14 protein-coding genes are annotated in these 18,958 nt (G+C 46.3%); 7 read left to right on the top strand and 7 right to left on the bottom strand.

The window, feature by feature from the left end:
* Positions 1-84: 84 nt before the first annotated feature.
* The 3 genes from DN062_RS01425 (at position 85) to DN062_RS01415 (ending at position 3,503) form a co-directional block, all read left to right on the top strand.
* Positions 85-1,389 carry a lytic murein transglycosylase gene (locus tag DN062_RS01425; RefSeq protein ID WP_112156852.1) on the top strand — a complete coding sequence of 435 codons (1,305 nt, stop codon included), beginning with the start codon at positions 85-87 and terminating at the stop codon, positions 1,387-1,389.
* 262 nt (positions 1,390-1,651) lie between these two features.
* Complete coding sequence (locus tag DN062_RS01420) at positions 1,652-3,016, top strand: DNA-3-methyladenine glycosylase 2 family protein (RefSeq protein ID WP_164498065.1); 1,365 nt, start codon at positions 1,652-1,654, stop codon at positions 3,014-3,016.
* Between the two features lies 1 nt (position 3,017).
* Positions 3,018-3,503 carry a methylated-DNA--[protein]-cysteine S-methyltransferase gene (locus DN062_RS01415; protein WP_112156851.1) on the top strand — a complete coding sequence of 162 codons (486 nt, stop codon included), beginning with the start codon at positions 3,018-3,020 and terminating at the stop codon, positions 3,501-3,503.
* Between the two features lie 100 nt (positions 3,504-3,603).
* Here the strand turns inward: DN062_RS01415 and DN062_RS01410 are convergent, their stop codons facing one another.
* Complete coding sequence (locus DN062_RS01410) at positions 3,604-5,484, bottom strand: adenylate/guanylate cyclase domain-containing protein (protein ID WP_112156849.1); 1,881 nt, start codon at positions 5,482-5,484, stop codon at positions 3,604-3,606.
* Positions 5,485-5,505: 21 nt separating this feature from the next.
* Positions 5,506-6,213, bottom strand: a complete 708-nt coding sequence (locus DN062_RS01405) for a methylamine utilization protein (RefSeq protein ID WP_133256731.1) — start codon at positions 6,211-6,213, stop codon at positions 5,506-5,508.
* A gap of 225 nt (positions 6,214-6,438) precedes the next feature.
* Between DN062_RS01405 and gcvP the strand changes: the two genes are divergently transcribed.
* Positions 6,439-9,339, top strand: a complete 2,901-nt coding sequence (gene gcvP, locus DN062_RS01400; RefSeq protein ID WP_112156845.1) for an aminomethyl-transferring glycine dehydrogenase — start codon at positions 6,439-6,441, stop codon at positions 9,337-9,339.
* A 166-nt stretch (positions 9,340-9,505) separates the two neighbouring features.
* On the opposite strand, the gene DN062_RS01395 is transcribed toward gcvP, so the two are convergent.
* Complete coding sequence (locus DN062_RS01395) at positions 9,506-11,062, bottom strand: MFS transporter (protein WP_112156843.1); 1,557 nt, start codon at positions 11,060-11,062, stop codon at positions 9,506-9,508.
* A 15-nt stretch (positions 11,063-11,077) separates the two neighbouring features.
* A complete protein-coding gene (locus DN062_RS01390) occupies positions 11,078-12,109 on the bottom strand; it encodes an AI-2E family transporter (protein WP_112156841.1) in 1,032 nt (343 codons plus the stop codon).
* A 209-nt stretch (positions 12,110-12,318) separates the two neighbouring features.
* Between DN062_RS01390 and DN062_RS01385 the strand changes: the two genes are divergently transcribed.
* From DN062_RS01385 to DN062_RS01375, 3 genes are all read left to right on the top strand, one after another.
* Positions 12,319-13,503, top strand: coding sequence for a multidrug effflux MFS transporter (locus DN062_RS01385; protein WP_112156840.1), 1,185 nt, complete (start codon positions 12,319-12,321; stop codon positions 13,501-13,503).
* Between the two features lie 333 nt (positions 13,504-13,836).
* Complete coding sequence (locus DN062_RS01380) at positions 13,837-14,157, top strand: high-potential iron-sulfur protein (RefSeq protein WP_112156838.1); 321 nt, start codon at positions 13,837-13,839, stop codon at positions 14,155-14,157.
* A gap of 148 nt (positions 14,158-14,305) precedes the next feature.
* Positions 14,306-15,706: a sensor domain-containing diguanylate cyclase gene (locus tag DN062_RS01375; protein WP_162301228.1), complete on the top strand. Its 1,401-nt coding sequence runs from the start codon at positions 14,306-14,308 to the stop codon at positions 15,704-15,706.
* A 47-nt stretch (positions 15,707-15,753) separates the two neighbouring features.
* Here DN062_RS01375 and DN062_RS01370 read toward each other — a convergent pair whose 3' ends face one another.
* The 3 genes from DN062_RS01370 to DN062_RS01360 form a co-directional block, all read right to left on the bottom strand.
* Positions 15,754-16,647, bottom strand: coding sequence for a GGDEF domain-containing protein (locus DN062_RS01370; RefSeq protein ID WP_112156833.1), 894 nt, complete (start codon positions 16,645-16,647; stop codon positions 15,754-15,756).
* Positions 16,644-17,459, bottom strand: coding sequence for an alpha/beta fold hydrolase (locus DN062_RS01365; RefSeq protein ID WP_239995648.1), 816 nt, complete (start codon positions 17,457-17,459; stop codon positions 16,644-16,646). The genes DN062_RS01370 and DN062_RS01365 overlap by 4 nt, the downstream gene beginning before the upstream one ends.
* 95 nt (positions 17,460-17,554) lie before the next feature.
* Entirely contained in the window at positions 17,555-18,883 is a 1,329-nt protein-coding gene (locus DN062_RS01360; RefSeq protein ID WP_156460549.1) for a hypothetical protein, read from the bottom strand.
* Positions 18,884-18,958 lie beyond the last annotated feature (75 nt).

Here is an 18,958-nt window from a genome sequence, read left to right as displayed (position 1 = left end):
CGAGTTGACTAACAATCATGAATCAGCATTCAAACAGCACCTTTAGGAGTGTAGAATAGCATGGACTTCTCAAAGGAATTTAGAATGACACTTTATAAAAACATACTACATCCCTGCCGTTCAGTCCTGTTAGGCGCGAGTTTGTTACTGCCTTTCACACTGATTTCGGCCTGTGCTGCGACGCAATCAGAGACGGCACCGATTGTGGCATCTAATACCCCACAAGCGGCACCACAGGCAACAGAGCAAACCCGCCAGCCACAAGCTCAACAACCCAAACGCTATGCGAACTTTGACGCTTGGCTTGAGGCATTCCGTCGTGATGCTGCATCTCAGGGCATTAGCCCACGAGCGCTATCGGCGCTAGATAATGTACGCTATTTGGAGCGCGTGATCGAACTCGACCGTTTCCAGCCTGAATTTGTTCGACCAATTTGGGAATATTTAGAGGGTGCCGTATCCTCTGCTCGAATTAATAACGGTCGAAGTAAGTTGGCCGAGCATCGACAAACGGCAATGCAGATGGAGCAACGCTATGGAGTGCCCGCGGAAATTATCGTTGCTATTTGGGGCATTGAAAGCAGTTACGGCAGCAACTTCGGCAACTTTTCGGCGCTGAGTGCGTTTGCAACCTTAGCCTACGATGGTCGACGCAGTGAGTTTGCCCGCGGCGAATTACTAGCGGCACTGCGCATTATCGACAGTGGTGATATTGCTGCAGAAAATATGATTGGCTCTTGGGCGGGTGCGATGGGACACACCCAGTTTATCCCCTCTAGCTTTGAAGCCTATGCAAAGGATGGCGACGGCGATGGCCGTCGCGATATCTGGGGCAGTATTCCCGATGTCATGGCATCAACCGCCAATTACTTGGCCCGTTCGGGTTGGCAGACAGGTCAGCCTTGGGGTGTAGAAGTCAGGTTACCCTCCGGTTTTGATTATAGCCAAACCGAGCAACGGAGCAGTGCCGAGTGGGCCGCTCAAGGGGTGCAAGCCTTGAATGGCTCCCTACCGTCTTTCTCCAGCGCAAGTGTAATCGTCCCAGCGGGTGCTCAGGGACCGGCCTTTTTAGTCGGACCGAATTTCCGAGCGATTCTGCGCTACAACAACGCCACAAGCTATGCCCTAGCCGTGGCCACTTTGAGCGATGCCATTGCCGGACGCGCGGGCATTCAGCAGTCCTGGCCTCGTGATCAGCTACCGCTCACCCGTGCACAAGTACGTGAACTTCAGCAAGAGTTGAACGCCATGGGTTATAACGTCGGTGAGGCTGATGGAATTCAGGGGCCGAACACACGCAGGGGCTTGAGCGCTTACCAGAAGGACCAGGGGCTGATTCCTGACGGCTTTGCTACCCAGGCTTTGTTGGAACGGATCAAGCGGCGTTAAGGTAGAGCTCTGCTTACACAGTTCACCCATAAGAAGGGAGTGTTAATGTGATACTGGGCGTTATGCTATCCGCTGAATAAGGCAAGGGTGGGGCTGGATTTGCGCTTGCGCAAGCGTTAAGGCTCCGAAAAAAGCATTCCAGATGCCCCACCATCCTCAAACATGGCAGTATGAAATACCATTCAGTTCCGAAAATGACTAGTATCACTAAGATTTATGCATACACTTGGTGTATAAAAACTGCATAAGGCGCGTGATACCAATGCCATCTTGGTTGGAACTCGATAGAGAGCAATGTCAACAAGCTCGCATGAGCCGTGATCCGCGCTTTGATGGCCGATTTTATGTTGCTGTCAAAACAACGGGGATATTTTGCCGCCCGATATGCCCAGCTCCCCTACCCAAAGAGGAGAATGTAGAATATTTCTCAAATTCCGCACTCGCTCTACAAGCGGGTTATCGGCCATGCCTACGCTGCCGGCCAGATAGCGCCCCTCATTCTTGGGCCTGGAAAGGCGTTGAGACAACCTTCCTACGCGCCATCCAACTCATCGAGCAAGGTGAATTGCAATCGAGCAACCTGACTCAATTTTCCGAACGCTTGGGTATTAGCGACCGCTACCTACGGCAACTCTTCCAAACCCATTTAGGAGTATCCCCCAAGCAATATGCGCAATACCATCAGTTGATGTTCGCTAAACAGTTGCTGCACTCCAGCGCCATGTCGATTACTGATATTGGATTTGCGTGTGGGTTCAATAGTACACGACGCTTTAATGATGCCTTTATCAAAACACTCAAACTCACACCCAGCCAAGTGCGCCAGTCGAAAACGTCACGGATGCCAAAAAACCTCTTAACCCTACCCTTTCGCGGTCCTTTTAACTGGCAACACCTGTTGGATTTCTACCGAATACGCGCAATAGACGCGATTGAGCAAGTGGGTGATAACTACTATCAACGCACATTCAACTTACAGAATACGACAGGTTGGTTTCGTGCCAGCTTAACTTCACCCGGCCATTTGGACGTTGAGTTTGAGTTAGAGGACATTACCAAACTGCGTCACTTGGTGGCAAAGTTACGCCGTCTATTTGATCTCGATGCTGATATCAATCAGATCGAAACCCATTTGGAACACTGTGCTCCAGGCTTAGTCGCTCACTCGGGCATACGCATTCCCGGCGTTTGGAACTGCTGGGAAGCTGGCGTTCGGGCCATTTTAGGGCAACAAGTGTCAGTAAAAGCGGCAATTGGCCAGCTCAACCTGCTCGTCAACACGCTTAATAACCATACGGCCTCGGCCACTTACTTTCCAACACCCGAGCAAATCACGCAGCTCGACTTGAGCTTTTTAAAGATGCCGAAAAGCCGAAAAGAGACCTTAAAACGTTTTGCAGAATTCATTCACCACACCCCTGAAGCCGATATCGACTCTTGGTTAGCATTAAAAGGTATTGGGCCTTGGACCGCTAACTACGCTAGGTTAAGAGGCCAATCTAACTCGGATTGCTTTTTAGACACTGACTTAGTGGTAAAGAAAGTCTTGCTCCGTTTCCCTGAACTGAACGCCACTAACGCAGCCCCTTGGGGGAGCTACGCCACCTTTCATTGCTGGAATCAATAAGATGAATACCTTCACCCATTACCACAGCCCCTTAGGGATCATGACGTTACAAGCCTGCGAGCAAGGTTTACTTGGCGCTTGGTTTGAAATAGAAACCACCATGCCTAAACACTTAGGAGACAAATCTGAAGACAATCCTATACTTATTAATACAATCAAACAGTTAGATGAGTATTTTGCCGGTCAACGCACGTCATTTACTCTGCCCTTAGCGGCAAAAGGCACTGTATTCCAACAATCAGTATGGCAAGTATTACGCGAGATCCCGTATGGTGAAACCTGGAGCTATCAACAGATTGCGGATGCCATAGGCAATCCAAAAGCAGTCAGAGCCGTCGGATTGGCCAATGGGAAGAATCCAATTTCAATTATCGTCCCTTGCCATAGAGTCATTGGAAAAAGTGGCAAACTCACGGGTTATGCGGGTGGGTTAAATCGTAAGGCGGGTTTATTGGAGCTTGAGCAAAAATTATTTAAAGTCAGTTAGTTAATTATACAACCTATAAAGTGTCTATTCCGATAGTGCCAGATACAGTTCAAGCTAAGTCGCATGACATTACCGCTCAAATGGCTATTTTTTATGCCTATCACTTCGTCTCAAAGCGCGTGATACCTTGCCAGTCCGGTTCCGGTGGAGATTCAAGGTACTGCTGACAGCGATCACAATAGATGGAATACAACTGACATGGCCATGCAAGCGCCAGGCCTTGGAAGGTGTCTAACGCTTGTGCAAACTCACCCATTCGGTAGTGCTTCAATGCGCTTTGATGCTGTTGCAAAAGCTCGATGCTGACCTCTTCAACCAAGGGCTCAAAAATTGAAACAGCAATCCGCTTCCCTTTCACCATGACTCGATCAATCTCGCGATAGGTAATTTCCAGTGACTGTTCACGGGTATATTCACTGACCAGTATCGACACCCCATAATATCGAGTTAACGACTCCAAACGGGATGCTAAATTAACATTATCGCCAATAACACTGTAATTCAGGCGATTCGTTGATCCCATATTACCCGCCACAACTCTTCCAGTATTGATGCCAATGCCGACCTGCAATACATCCTCACTGCCCTGCATAGTGTTTATGATTGCCATGGCGGCTCGAACAGCTCGACTCGCCGCATCAGGCTGCTCAACAGGGGCACCGAATAATGCCATCACCGCATCGCCTATGTACTTATCGACAACCCCCGATTCTTTTTCAATAAAATGAGTAAGCCTCGTCAAGGTATGATTAAGCTGTTCCAGAACCTCTTGCGGGGCACGGCTCTCGGAGAATGCAGTAAAACCATGGCAGTCGGTAAACATGATGGTGACATCTCGATCCTCCCCTCCTAATGTAGCATCACGACTCAAAAGCCTATGGGCGATTTCGGGTGACACAACTTTTCCAAGTAAATCGCGCACCTTATCTCTTTCTGCTAATCCTTTTGCCATATGGTTAAAGGCATGGGTTAACTGCCCTAACTCATCTTTTCTATCTGACGAAATGTGTTGCTGATAATCGCCAGCTGCAATCCGCTCTGTGCTTAAAGCAAGTTTACGCAAGGGTCCCGCAATGCCTTTTGCCAACATGGCGGTTCCAAGCCCCGTTGCTAAAACACCAGCCGCAAACAAAAAAGCCAAGATGTGTTGTAATTGACGATAAGGAGTCAATATGGACTCCATATCACGTTGAATCAAAGTAAAAAGGGGGATGTTATTCTCAGCATTCAACTGGATGGCAAGGCTTAAATACGGATCGCCTTGGATCGAAATTCTCTGGGGTGCTTGATTGTCTAAAGGGTGTGTTTTTAAACTGTCTTGCAGCGCAACCTGCTTATCCGGTTCCAGTGTACTCACATAAACGGCTGGGGGCGTCGTATCCATTCGGACAATGGAGATATCGGCTCGGACGAATGACTGTAACTGATGCACTAATCGATGATCCAATTCAAAGCCAATCAGAATCCAAGCCTCATGAAAAGGCGACATCAGCGGTAAAATAATAACTTGCAACAAGCGATCATGAATAAAAAGAATACCGGAAGCCTCTCCCCCATCACTCTCAAAAGCCTCATCAACCAGTGCTGGATGAGTAAACCTTTTCCCTATGCTGTCCAGCTGAAGCGTATCGGCCACCAAAATGTCATCTAAATCGACAAAGGCCATCCAATCAGCACCGATTCGATTACGATGATTATTGAGCATCGATAGCAACGTCGGTGTATCGCGCGTTGACCAAGCACTTTTAAATGCAAAATCACCCGCAAGCAAACGACCCGCCTCTAACAAACGTGAGTTTCTATCGATCAACTGTTGCTCTAGCGCACCCCCTGCTATTGCTAACGACTCAGTGACACGTGAATGTGCATCCCGCTCACTCAACTGGCGGGTGACAACAAAACCCAGCAATTGAATCAACGTAAACAATCCAAGAAAGAAGAGCAGGAGTTGACTGTGGAATCGTCGAAATTGCCACCTCATGATGAAATACTCATCAACACACTAATGAGGATGTGAAGGCAGTGTTCGACGAATCAATCGCCGCGAATCAAGTAGAGGTGGTTCGAGTGTCACAACCAATGCGTGCAGTTGATCCGCGGTGTACTGCGCTTCAACACCCGACTCATTGGCGCCTAAACTCGGATGCCAAACACGTAACCTGTAATCTGACGCGTCAGGCACCCTTAGCATGGCTTGCCCCGATGCATTGGTGACAGCGAACCATGGGCTATCAGTAACATACACAAAGCCCAACATCTGATCATGAATATTGCACGCTAACGTAACGATTCCGGCCTGATCGAAGACAACGGGCGCTGCTTCAGTCCCCTGATAGAGTGGCAGTTCAAACCGCTTAGCCTCGGAAAAAGAATAGACATGATGGCGAACATCATCATGATTAGGAAAGCTAACAGAGGTGTGAGTCTGGACCACCTGGACATGAGGAACAAATGCTCGGTCAATTTGAGCAACCTGCGCCGTCGCATTAAAGGTATTATTCAGCGGCTGACCTAGTGGCTCTATCACAATCACAGCGTTAACAAGTGGTTGCTGTGACTCACTTACAACCAAAACCTGTACATCCGCCGCCCTGACATCAAGGTAAAACAGCAAAGTGATCATACCAATCGAACTCAATATGTAAGGTAATGACTGGTTACGTATAGCAGCAAGATTCAACATAGGCTGACCAATTAAATTAAAAAGCACGATCAAGCTTCAATTCATTCAGTGTGATATAAAGAAACAGATGAGGCAAATTGTATTTTCTACCCGTCCATTTGCTGGAAGACTAACACTCTCAATTTCGCATACCCTATTCGACCATTTTTTCCGCACATTGCGACTAAAAGCGGGTAGAATGTGCGGCTTAATTTTTGTTATCCGATCGCGGCAAGCCAGCGGTCAAGCCATTTTTTGCGGGATTACAGTATAATGAGCGAGCAGCTTTCCTCTTTGCAGACACTTGAACACCATGATGCGTTTATTGAACGTCATATTGGTCCCTCCCCTGAAGAACAACAAGAAATGCTGTTGGCTCTCGGACTTCAATCACTCGATTCGCTAATTGAAGAAACAGTTCCAGCGACTATCCGAACTGGCATCCCCAAGGGCTTAAGGCAACCTCAGACAGAAGTCGAGGCACTCACTCGACTGAAGTCAATCATGGGACAAAACCAAATTAAACGCTCAATGATTGGCATGGGCTTCACCGATGTGATTGTCCCTAATGTCATTTTGCGAAACGTCCTTGAAAATCCGGGCTGGTATACGGCGTACACCCCTTACCAACCGGAAATTTCGCAAGGGCGTCTGGAAGGTTTGCTGACCTTCCAACAAATGATCATGGACTTAACGGGGCTTGAACTGGCCAACGCTTCCTTATTAGATGAAGCCACGGCAGCGGCCGAAGCTATGACCCTTTGCAAGCGCATGTCTAAGGCGAAAAAAGCCAACACCTTCATTGTCGATGAACACCTTCATCCTCAAAACATCAGTGTCATTTTAACCCGTGCAGCCCCCTTGGGCATTAACGTCGTCATTGGCGATGTTGCTCAATTGATGGAGGAACACGAGTATTTTGGCGTCGTTGTGCAGTACCCCAATACAACGGGCAACATCATTGATCATAGCGCCCTGATTGAAAAAGCCCACGCCCAAAAAGCACTTTTCTGTGCGGCGGCCGATATCATGGCGTTGGTTCTGCTCAAGTCTCCGGGTGAGCTGGGTGCCGATGTTGTCTTTGGCTCTTCGCAACGCTTTGGTGTCCCCATGGGTTACGGTGGCCCATCAGCCGCTTACTTCGCAACGCGTGATGAATTCAAACGTTCGGTACCCGGGCGTATTATTGGTGTATCGGTCGACAGTCGCGGCAAGCCAGCCTTACGCATGGCTATGCAAACCCGAGAACAGCATATTCGACGCGAGAAAGCCATGTCGAATATCTGTACCGCTCAAGCGTTACTCGCCAACATGGCCGCCTTCTACGCGGTGTATCATGGTCCGCAAGGCTTAACAATCATTGCAGAGCGCATCCACAGACTCACCGATATTTTTGCACGAGGACTGATTCAAAAAGGCATTCGTATTACGCATGAACACTGGTTCGACACCCTGACATTGGATTTGGGTGACCAGCGTGACGAGGCCTTTACTCGTGCCGCGGCCATGGGTATTAACCTAAGAAAGCTTGATCAAACCAAGCTAGGCATCACCTGCGATGAGCGTACTACAAGGACTGAAATCAGCACACTTTGGACAGCCATTATCGGCGAGGATCATGGCCTTGAAATCGACGTGCTAGATCAAGACCTTTTAGCCGGTGGATCTACATCTATTCCTGCAACGTTAAAACGCGATCATGCCATTCTTACGCATCCTGTTTTTAACACGCATCACAGCGAAACCGAAATGCTACGCTACCTGAAACGTCTTGAAAATAAAGATATTTCATTAGCACACAGCATGATCGCTCTCGGCTCTTGTACCATGAAGCTGAATGCCACGGCGGAAATGATTCCCGTCACCTGGCCTGAACTGTCCAATATGCACCCCTTTGCGCCCATCGAACAAGCCAAAGGCTACCAGCAAATGATCGATGAGTTAGATCAGATGCTGCGTGCGATTACGGGCTTTGATGCCATCTGTATGCAGCCGAACTCTGGCGCACAGGGCGAATACGCAGGGTTATTGGCCATTCGTAACTACCTGCGCTCACAAGGTCAAGGTCATCGCAATATTTGCTTAATTCCTACCTCAGCACACGGCACCAACCCTGCTACCGCAGCGATGGTCGACATGCAGGTTCTGTTGGTCGATTGCGATAAAAAAGGCAACGTCGATGTCAACGATCTGCGCGAAAAAGCCTTGGCGCATAAAGACGATCTTGCTTGCCTAATGATTACTTACCCATCGACACATGGTGTCTTTGAGGAAGAAATCAAAGAAATCTGCCAGATCATTCATGATTGCGGTGGCCAGGTTTACATGGATGGTGCCAACCTGAACGCGCAAGTCTGTGTCAGTCAGCCCGCTGAAATCGGCGCAGATGTGTCACACATGAACCTGCATAAAACATTTTGTATTCCTCATGGCGGTGGTGGCCCAGGCATGGGGCCCATCGGTGTCAAAGCGCATTTGGTTCCGCACTTGGCAAACCATCCGGTCATTGCTGTTAACAATGATGACAATGTCACCAACACCGCTGTTTCAGCCGCGCCTTGGGGCAGCGCCAGCATACTCGCCATTAGCTGGGTGTATATTGCTCTGATGGGAGGACGAGGTCTGCGTCAGGCAACGGAGGTCGCTATTCTCAATGCAAACTACATCGCTGAGCGTCTGAGTGCACACTACCCTGTGCTCTACACAGGTGTAAAAGGCCGCGTTGCTCACGAATGCATTATTGATATCCGTCCGCTCAAAGAAAAGACCGGAATAACGGAAGAAGATGTTGCGAAGCGCTTAATGGACTTTGGCTTCCATGCGCCGACCATGTCCTTCCCGGTACCGGGCACCTTGATGATCGAGCCCACAGAATCAGAACCAAAAGCTGAGCTTGATCGCTTTATTGAGGCGATGATTACGATTCGGGAGGAGATTTCGGCGGTTGAAGCTGGAACTTGGGCGGCTGAACAGAGCCCACTTAGAAATGCCCCCCATACACAAGCCGATTTGATGGACGCTGAATGGGATCGACCTTACACGCGTGAAAAAGGTGCGTTCCCAGTGCATTGGTTGAAAGAAGCCAAAATCTGGCCATCGGTTAACCGTGTTGATAACGTCTATGGTGACCGAAACCTGTTCTGCGCATGCATCCCTGTTGAGGATTATCGTTAAACCTCAAACAAACGAGATGCCTAGAGGATAATGATCTAGGCATCTCAGCTTTAACAAACCTTGCTTCGATCTATAATGTGACACCTCCTCGCCCGAACGATTGGGCGAGGGCTTACGCAAAGTCGCGAAACCTTACTACCCGAGTGACTAAACGAATAGTAAGCACTTAAGGTTTCTTTGCATCCGAGTTAGGCGCACCATCCACATTAGATGCTTGGTTCGAGCTAGATGCTTCATCTGTCGGTTTGACGTTAGGTTCATCAGATTGGTTTATCCGTTCTGACTCTGCAAGCCGCTCCTCCTCCCATTGTTCAATAAAGCTTTTTTCTTCAGGCTGAGGTTCTGGTTCGACAAGATCTATCTGCGTTTCATCAGATATAGCTATATCCGCTTGAGTTCTATCCGCTTCATCAACCGATAGCGTGCCTTCTTTCGTCTCAACAGACTTATCCACCGACTCTCCAGAATCATAGAGCGCCTCAGGCACTGGAGATGAATCATCTTGTGCGGCGTGGAACAGCTCCTCAACTGGAAACTGTACTGAAGGCTGAGGCACAAACTCCATTTTCTCACGCTGCAAGCCTGCCACGCTAGACTGGTACAATGCAAACAGCATCATGACTAATAAATTCAACGCGATATAGGCAAATAAGGCTGCAGGGCCAAATGCAGACATTAAAGACGAACTGAGTAGTGGCCCAAAGATCGCGCCACTGCCATAACCAATTAATAAACCGGATGACGTCTGCATTAACTGACCGGGATCACTCCAATCATTGACATGCGCCGCAGAGAGCGGGTAAATAACAAAAGCCAACGAGCCATAACAGAACACATTTAGCAGCAACAGATAAAAAGGCAATTGGAAGAAGCTTTGCACCACCATTAACAGGCTAAAAATCAGCCCTCCAAGACAAACACCCGCCAACACCTTACGACGCTCGATACGGTCAGACAGTTTTCCCAGCGGGATTTGCAAGACTAAACCAGAAAAAACCCCGGCCATCATAAAAAAGGATATTTCTTGCACACTAAAGGATAAGTTTTGAGCGTAAATAGGCGCCATTGCAAAAAACGCTGCATTCACCGAGCCTGCGCAGACCGCTCCCCAGAAACCAGCAGGCGCAACTCTTAGCAGAGGCCTAATGGCAAACCCGGTGACTGGGTTCGGAATAGGCGCCTCCGTGCGCGTCATCATCAGAGGCATCAGAGATAACGAAAAGCAGATGGAGGCCACAGCAAAGGCTTCAAATGTATCCGGCGAGGTGAAGATCAAAAACAGCTGCCCTAGACCGGATGCTAGATAGTTAACCACCATGTAAATCGCGAGAATACTGCCCCGAGTTTTATTATCAGAGCGCGCATTCAACCAACTCTCCGTGATGATAAACAAGCCCGCTAAACAGAAGCCATCAATCAAACGCAATACTGCCCAAACCCATGGATCAATAAATAACACATGAAGTAAAGGAGACAAAGACATAAACGATGCAAATGCTGCGAAGGCACGAATATGTCCGCCTCGTTGAATGACATAGGACGTATAGCGAGCCCCTAAGAACATTCCCAAGAAGTAGCCGGCCATAATCAAACCAATGGTTTGTACCGTAAATCCTTCTAAGTCTGCCCGTAAGCTGGTTAGAGTCGTAAAAAGCGCATTCGCTAGTACCAGCAAACCATAGCTGGTATAAAGCGAAAGGAGTGTTCTGGCTGTTCGTAACATAAAAACCTTTTAAAGTTATTCGTTGGTAGCAGGTGCTTCATTGCCCAACATGATAGCGATCCAGCGAGTGCTCTGATTTTGTTCCAGTGCTATTTTGACAATCATGGTCAGCGGAATAGACAAAAACATTCCCACAGGGCCAAATAGCCAGCCCCAGAGAATCAAAGACAAAAATACCACCAGTGGCGAGAGCCCTAAGCCTTTTCCCATAAAGCGCGGCTCAATAAGATTCCCCATAATAATATTGATCACTAAGTATCCTGATGCGACAAAAATAGCATCACTTACGCCAAGCTGAACGAGTGATAATAAAACAGCCGGAACCGCCGCAATCAAAGATCCTACGTTAGGAATATAATTCATTAACATGGCAATGAGTCCCCAAAGCACTGGGAAGTCAACATCGAGCAACCATAGCCATAATGTCACCAGAACCCCTGTCACAAGACTTATGGTTGTTTTAATCACCAGATATTGGTTCACTTGACGCATGAACCCTGATGTTTTTTGCAACGAGTGTTCAGCATTAGGCAAAGCGGCTTTAAGCTTGTCGGAAAACGTTGCTTCTTCGAGCAACAAAAAGATAACAATAAACACCACTAAAAACAGGTTGGTCAACAACGAACCGATACTTGATAAGGTCGAACCAATTAGGCCCATCATCTGCCCTGGATTCAGATGGGTCATCATCACATCACGATCCACCGGGATATCCCAGCGCTCCAGATAGGGTAAAAAATCCACGACTACAGTTTGCAATCGCGCTTGATACGCAGGCATACGTGTCATGAAGGTATCTATCGACTGGCTGACCACCATCACCAACACACTGCCAACAGAAATCAAAACTGAGAGTGCAATAATGACAGAAAGATAAGCTGGAATACCTTTTTTTGTCATTAAACGAACAAAAGGAGTGCTAATAATCGCCACGAATAACGCAAGCATAATTGGGATCACGATTGCTTCAGCAGCTTTTAACCCTGCAAGAATGACTATCACTCCTGCGATTCCAAATAACCATTTCAATCCTTGAGAATCAGACATAGCACCCCTCATCATTACTGTGCACTAAAAGAAGATTGTAACCTGTTGAACCATCTTTCCCAATCATAAGACCTGTGTTCCACAGAAATAATTTAAGCATAGCTGTAAACAACAAATCCGAACTCAGAATTAAAAATCTTCTTTAAAAGCGGTTACATAATTATACTGATCAGTCTAAAATACCATTTTTTATTCTCCCGAGACACCCCATGACGGCAACTAATCAAAAAGTCATCCCCGGCTTAGTCTGGATGCTAGCTGCATTAACTGCACTAGCTCCCTTATCCATTGATGCCTATTTACCGGCATTTCCACTCATGGCTGAAGATCTTCTTGTTTCAGTACATGACATTGAGTTAACGCTTAGCTTATTCCTAGGTGGATTCGCACTTGGTCAGTTGGCTGGTGGTCCTATTTCCGACCATTGGGGACGAAGAACCGCAATCGTCTGCGGATTAAGTATTTTCAGCCTTGGATCTATAGGTATTATTTTAAGTGACTCTATCGGTGTTTTATGGGGAAGTCGTTTTCTACAAGCACTTGGTGGTGGCATCAGCGTCATCAACTCAGCCGCGATTGTCCGAGATCTATATCGTGGTGCCGACAGTGCTAGAGCCATGTCGCGTATCGCAGCAATCATGATGGTCGCACCGATGCTTGCGCCAGCACTTGGCAGTTTACTGTTAATGGTAACAGGCTGGCGCAGTATATTTATTGTACTTCAAGTGTATTGTTTAATTTTGCTTTGGGTTTTGTGGGTTCACCTTCCTGAGACACGTCGACATGACCCAAGTCGCCTACCCTTAAACTTAGCGCAACGTTACCGCGAGATTATCCTGCACAAAAAAGCGATGGGGTACTTACTCTCCGTCGCATTTGGAAACGGAGGTATGTTTGCATTTATCACTGGCTCGGCAACGGTTTACCTAACCTATTACTCCGTTAGCACAGCAATGTACCCCCTGTTGTTCGGCCTAAACGTACTCATGATACTAGTCTGCAATCAAATTAATGCTAGGATCGTCCATATTTTTGGCCCTCAAAAAATTCTACTGACCGCTCAAGCCACCCAAGTTGTCATCGGCATTACCGCTCTATTGTGCATTCTATTTACACCTCACCCACTGTCGCTATTAATCCCGCTCATCATCGCTTTTATGGGCTTGCAAGGGTTTGTTATGTCCAATGGTATGTCCTGTACGATAGAATTTTTTCCTCACAGTGCCGCCTCCGCGACCGCACTCACGGGTGCGGCAGGCTTTACTTTAGGTGCTTTTGCAGGAGCAGCCGTTGGTTTACTTGGAGATGGAACACCGCTTCCTATGGTGTCCGTGATGACTGGTGCTGTGGGACTGGGGTTATGCATTCGATATTTCCTACATCGAACCCCATAAATCTCAGGATACGAAATGCTTTGCAGGCCATTGAACTGAATCTGCTGGGCAAGCGTATGTGAAATGAAGATTAAACAGTACAATTAAACGCTAATGTCTGTTCATGAGCGATTAAGTGTGTATAAGATATGCTGCGTTTGCATCAAGGTAAGCCAAAGCAGGCTCCAACGTAAGGAACTAGTATTCTTCGCCTTGGTCAGACAGAAGAGTTTTGATTTGGATCATTGCAGCTTTAATAAAACAAAGCTCTAATATATCCAACAACTCCAAGACCCTCGACCTAATCGCAGAATTGGGCATGGGTTCAACCGTCAATGAAATAAGGATTTAAAAATGGCTAATTCAACTCGCCGTGGTTTCCTGAAAAAAGGCATGTTTGGTCTTGCCGCACTACCACTCGGTATGGGCGTTTTAACGTCTAAGTCGTTTGCAGCTAGCTTACCGCCTCTAAGCGAAGATGCGCCGAATGCTAAAGCGCTAAACTACAAAAAAGTTGCCGCTGATGCTTCTAGCCACCCAGCCTTTAAAGAAGGCAGCTATTGCGATAACTGCATGTTCTGGCAGCCAGACACTCAAGGCTGTACGCTGTTCCAAGGCTTCTCTGTAGAAGCGAAAGGCTGGTGCCAATCTTGGGTACAACGCCCAGGTAGTTAATCTACCTGGTCAATACCTGTATTGATGCTTAATAACCCCGTTTGTTCGGGGTTATTTGTTTATGCCCCCTGTTCTGCCACCCACAATTCATTATACTAAGCTTAATGATAATCCGTGTTTGACAACCCTCATAATCGAAGGGTATTCGATGAACATCAAACAACTGAGAGTTTATAAATTTTTCGCACCTATAGTCGTCGGTGTCATTGTTGTTGTTTTATTCTTCTATATGTCAAACCTGTATCAAAACACAGCAATTGAACAGGAAAGAGCAACACACATTGAACGTTTAGCTGAAATAAGAGCTAAGATTGAAGGCTCACTCAATGGCGCAACCAACCTAACAATGGGATTAATTGCACACATTCGAGTCACGGGGAGTATAGAGCCCTCATTATTTGAAAACTTATCCAATGAGCTACTCATCGATAATCCGCTCATTCGCAATATCACTCTCGCCCCGCAAAACATTATTCAATACGTGTTCCCACTTCAAAATAATGAAGCCGCATTAGGGTTAGATCTTTTAAACCACCCCATTCAAGGAGCTGCAACGCGTACTATAATTGAAACCCAGCAGCCGATTCTTGCGGGTCCCTTTGAGTTAGCACAAGGTGGCGTTGCCGTCATACACCGAGTACCTATTTATATTCAAGAGGGCTCGGAAAAACGCTACTGGGGATTAATGAGCACACCCATTGATTTTAGTGAACTCATTGAAAAAGCTGGACTAAACGATCCTAGTTTAGATATTAGAGTGAGTATGCGATCAACGGCAGACCCATCCAAAGTATTTTATGGTCAAGCTAGCCTTTTCTCAGAGCCTGAAGTATTTGTTACACAAGTGAGTATTTTAAACGGCTCTTGGGATATAGCCGCTGTGCCTAAAACGCCTTATGGCCACTCCGCTAGCAACCTTGTTCAGGGAGCAAAAATTGCAGGGCTAATGTTAGGTGCAATCACAGCCTTTCTAACCTTCCAGCTCATTGCAACAACCGAAAAGCTTCATTATTCGCAACAGCGCTACCAAATTCTTGCACAACATGACAGCCTTACAGGATTACCTAATCGCTCAATGTTTCAAGAGCTCTATCGTTCAGCCATCGCTCGTGCTCAACGCAAGAAATATCAAGTTGCACTGTTATTTATGGATTTAAATAAATTTAAGCAAATAAATGATGAGTTTGGACACCAAGTCGGTGACGTAGTGTTAAAAGAAGTCGCCAATCGCTTTCGGCAAGCGACCCGTGGCTCGGATGCCGTTATGCGAATTGGTGGAGATGAATTCATCCTCTTACTTGAGGATATTAAAGACTTAACTGGGGTACAGTGTGTGGCTGAAAAGATCATTGAGAGCTTACATGCCCCTATTGAGATTGAAGGCTATAAACATTACGTGGGAGTCAGTATTGGTATTGCCCTGTACCCGCAGGATGGACAGAGTTTTCAAGAACTGATTTCTGCCGGAGATAAAGCCATGTATACGGCCAAACGCGAAAGAAAAACAGATATATATTGGTATAGTGGTGTTGGCACAGACACTGTTTAATGACACAAGCGCCTAGACATCATGATTTTCCAAGGTTAACGATTTTTTTACGACTCGATTACCGCCTTATTACGCCCGGATGCCTTTGCTTGATATAAGGCAATATCTGCGGCTTTAAACAAAACATCAAACTCTCTATCGTATCCAGAGGCGATGCCCGCACTCATCGTTAGCACCGTATTTTCGATTTTAATCTGACAAACAAGCTCTAACAATCGATTTGCAAAGATTAATGCTGCATCTACTGTGGTATCTGGCATTAATATCGCAAACTCTTCTCCACCCATTCGGGCCACATGGTCTGTCTCGCGGCAATTCGCTTTCAATAAAAGTCCAAGCGAATTCAGCACATAGTCGCCAACATCATGCCCATAGGTATCGTTGACTTTTTTAAAGTGGTCAATATCAAACATCAACAAAGAAAGCTGACGTTTTGATCGCTCAGAGACCTTAATACATCGATTAGCCCTTACAACAAACTCCCGCCTATTCAGCAATCCCGTCAGTTCGTCTGTTTGGGACAACTGCTCTAAACGTTCAGCTTTTTGTTCCAATTGGTTACGCAAATTCACTAACTCTTGGTAAAGCTGGTCTCGCTGGACGGCGCTAGTGATGGTCCAATAAACACGAATCGGTTCGGCGCTATCAACTCTTGCGTTTAACAGTGCAGGAACTTTATCCCCTTTTGCATTTTGAATCGTGACTTGAACCTCTTCACAATGACCTTCATGAATCAAAATTGGCATTACATAACTTTCAATGATAATAGTTGAAGCCCGAGACAAAAGCTGATCAATACGAGTGAGCGGATCAGTAATATTAGAAACGCCAAGCAATGATTCAATATAGTGATTACTAAAAACAATTCGCCGCTCGACCAAATCGGTGACGATCAGCCCACACTGGAAGTCATGACATGACATACGTTGCAAGTTCATCATGAAACTCGTTTAGCCAAAAAACTGTCAATTTCTTTGGAAACTTCTTCAGGATGCGTCATGTGCAAGCAATGCCCTTTGGCGTCGATAACTCGTAACTCACTCTGCGGCATTGCCAAACGCATGTACTCACCAATCGAGACAGATGCTAACGAATCATTTTGGCTTTGCAAGAGCAAGGTTGGATGCGTATTCTCAGATAAGCGATCACGATAATCAGAGAAAAAAGTTGCCTTTGCAAAGACTTTGGCCATAACTGGATCTGTCGAACAAAAGCTATGCGTGAGCTCATTCACTAAAGCAGGATCAGCATCTTGCCCCATCACTAAAGGTGATAAATGATTGGCCCAACCTATGTAATTCTTATCCATAAGGTTGACTAATTCTTCAAGATCACTAAGCTCAAAGCCACCAAAGTAGTTAGGTGGAAAATTTAAAAAGCAGGGAGAAGGACACACCATTACCATATTTGAGATACGATCCGGTATTTTTTGTGCAGCTAAGAGTCCAATAATGCCGCTAACAGAATGACCGATGAAGCTTACATCCTTCAGAGATAAGGCTTCACAAAACTCAACGATGTCATCTGCATACCCCTCCAAATCCGAATAGCGAGCTTTAGAAAAGAACGTAAAGTCCGAAGCACCTGACCCAACGTAATCAAATAAGAGAATTTGATAGCGATCCGATAAGTACGGTATCAAAAAACGCCACATTGATTGGCTACAACCAAAACCATGCGCCAAAACCAACGTATGCTCACCCTTGCCTAGGCGTTTAATATTATTACGCTTTATCGCTTCAGCTTCGTTCATCATCTTGGCCTATTTATCATAAAAACTGTATCTATACGGCATCGGCGAGGAGCTCAAAAAACTCCAGAAGATTCATAATCTTAATGCAATATAGATCAAAGTAAACCTAGATGGTATTGAAAACCATTTTTCTCCCATATTGAAAAGAGTGTTTGACCTTTCAAATACTGGTTTAGCAGTCGATAAATATCCAAATCAAATACTACAGGCTCTAACGAACTGAGTTGTGAGACATCCCCCAAATAACACCACTGTTGTATGAGATGCGACTGAGAGTGGCCATTTTTTAAATTTGTCTCTGTTAGAAGAACCTTATCTGGAAAGGGCCAAGCTTGAACTTTTAACGTTTTTAATGCGATATGAAGACGCTGTGAGTGAGAAAGCAGTGTTTCCTTACCAATACAGGCCCCTTTGCAACGTCCCAACTGATAGCCAAAACAGCTGCCTTTTCCTCGCTCAAGACCCAGTACTTTTAAACAAAGCTCATGCCTTTCAGACTGCTTGCGTAAAGCTTGCTCGGCTTTAACCTGACTACGAAACAACCCAAACAAATGCTCTGACTTAAAGGGCTGATTCGTTGAGAGCGTGACTGTTTCAGGTGTATGAGAGGGCTCACCTGTCCAACATACACTATACAACTGATTCAGACGTCTCAAACGGCGATTGTATAAGGGACGAAGTTGCTTTACTTGTTGGGCCTCAAGCAAAAGTGCACTGAGCTCTCCAACACATTCTGTAAACTCGACAGAACTCACTTGCCGTGACATAACCATCTCTCGATTTTCTCGATGGTCATCCGAAAAATGAGACAACACTCGCGTGCGGATTTGAATACTTTTACCCACGTACAATAATCGACGCTGGTCTCCATAAAAGTAATAAACGCCTGGGCTATCAGGCAAACGCTGAATATCTTGTAAAGCAATATTTGGCGGCAAAGATTGATAACGAAGCTGCTCACCTATTGCATCCTTTAAGCGATCATCTCCCGCTGCCTCTTTAATCCACTCCAATTCCGAGATTAAGTCTTGGGGTGTCAATTGAGATGAATGTATAGCCCCTTCTTTCTTTAAAGAACAGGAATTCATTAAACGCGAGAGACAAATCACTTTGAAACGATCTTCACTGCCAATTCGCCTTAATTCATTGCGAAGCATGGCAGAGACAAAACGCATATTACGCCCAACTAAAATGCGCCCGGCAAGCCTCACAAGTAGCTGGCTAGCAAGTTTAGCAAAGGCAGGATTCGCCTCTGAGGTCGTCAAATTGGGCACTGGAATCTCTACCGACCATTCAGAAACGACTTGATCACCGTCCCTCAACAAAAGTTCAATGCCTCGAATACGATCACTCGTAGGACGAACACCCGTCACTTGGAGTCGAATAAACGCATAGCGATTGTCTAACTGACCTGCGCTATCCATATTTTGCTTATTAATCTTAACCGACACCATCCTAACCCAGCATCCAGAATCATCGTGAAAATCTCAACATTAAGA

The sequence above is a fragment of the Nitrincola tibetensis genome (assembly GCF_003284585.1).
GTDB lineage: Bacteria > Pseudomonadota > Gammaproteobacteria > Pseudomonadales > Balneatricaceae > Nitrincola > Nitrincola tibetensis.
The sequence above is the reverse complement of the archived record's forward strand: the minus strand, read 5'-3'. Positions and strand labels throughout refer to the sequence as shown.

Bases quoted from the DNA above. Each gene is read 5' to 3' on its own strand.
- DN062_RS01370 (WP_112156833.1), bottom strand. From the start codon at position 16,647: ATGATGAACTTGCAACGTATGTCATGTCATGACTTCCAGTGTGGGCTG.
- DN062_RS01385 (WP_112156840.1), top strand. From the start codon at position 12,319: ATGACGGCAACTAATCAAAAAGTCATCCCCGGCTTAGTCTGGATGCTA.
- DN062_RS01410 (WP_112156849.1), bottom strand. From the start codon at position 5,484: ATGAGGTGGCAATTTCGACGATTCCACAGTCAACTCCTGCTCTTCTTT.
- DN062_RS01420 (WP_164498065.1), top strand. From the start codon at position 1,652: ATGCCATCTTGGTTGGAACTCGATAGAGAGCAATGTCAACAAGCTCGC.
- DN062_RS01395 (WP_112156843.1), bottom strand. From the start codon at position 11,062: ATGTTACGAACAGCCAGAACACTCCTTTCGCTTTATACCAGCTATGGT.
- DN062_RS01375 (WP_162301228.1), top strand. From the start codon at position 14,306: ATGAACATCAAACAACTGAGAGTTTATAAATTTTTCGCACCTATAGTC.
- DN062_RS01415 (WP_112156851.1), top strand. From the start codon at position 3,018: ATGAATACCTTCACCCATTACCACAGCCCCTTAGGGATCATGACGTTA.
- gcvP (WP_112156845.1), top strand. From the start codon at position 6,439: ATGAGCGAGCAGCTTTCCTCTTTGCAGACACTTGAACACCATGATGCG.
- DN062_RS01425 (WP_112156852.1), top strand. From the start codon at position 85: ATGACACTTTATAAAAACATACTACATCCCTGCCGTTCAGTCCTGTTA.
- DN062_RS01390 (WP_112156841.1), bottom strand. From the start codon at position 12,109: ATGTCTGATTCTCAAGGATTGAAATGGTTATTTGGAATCGCAGGAGTG.
- DN062_RS01380 (WP_112156838.1), top strand. From the start codon at position 13,837: ATGGCTAATTCAACTCGCCGTGGTTTCCTGAAAAAAGGCATGTTTGGT.
- DN062_RS01365 (WP_239995648.1), bottom strand. From the start codon at position 17,459: ATGAACGAAGCTGAAGCGATAAAGCGTAATAATATTAAACGCCTAGGC.
- DN062_RS01360 (WP_156460549.1), bottom strand. From the start codon at position 18,883: ATGGATAGCGCAGGTCAGTTAGACAATCGCTATGCGTTTATTCGACTC.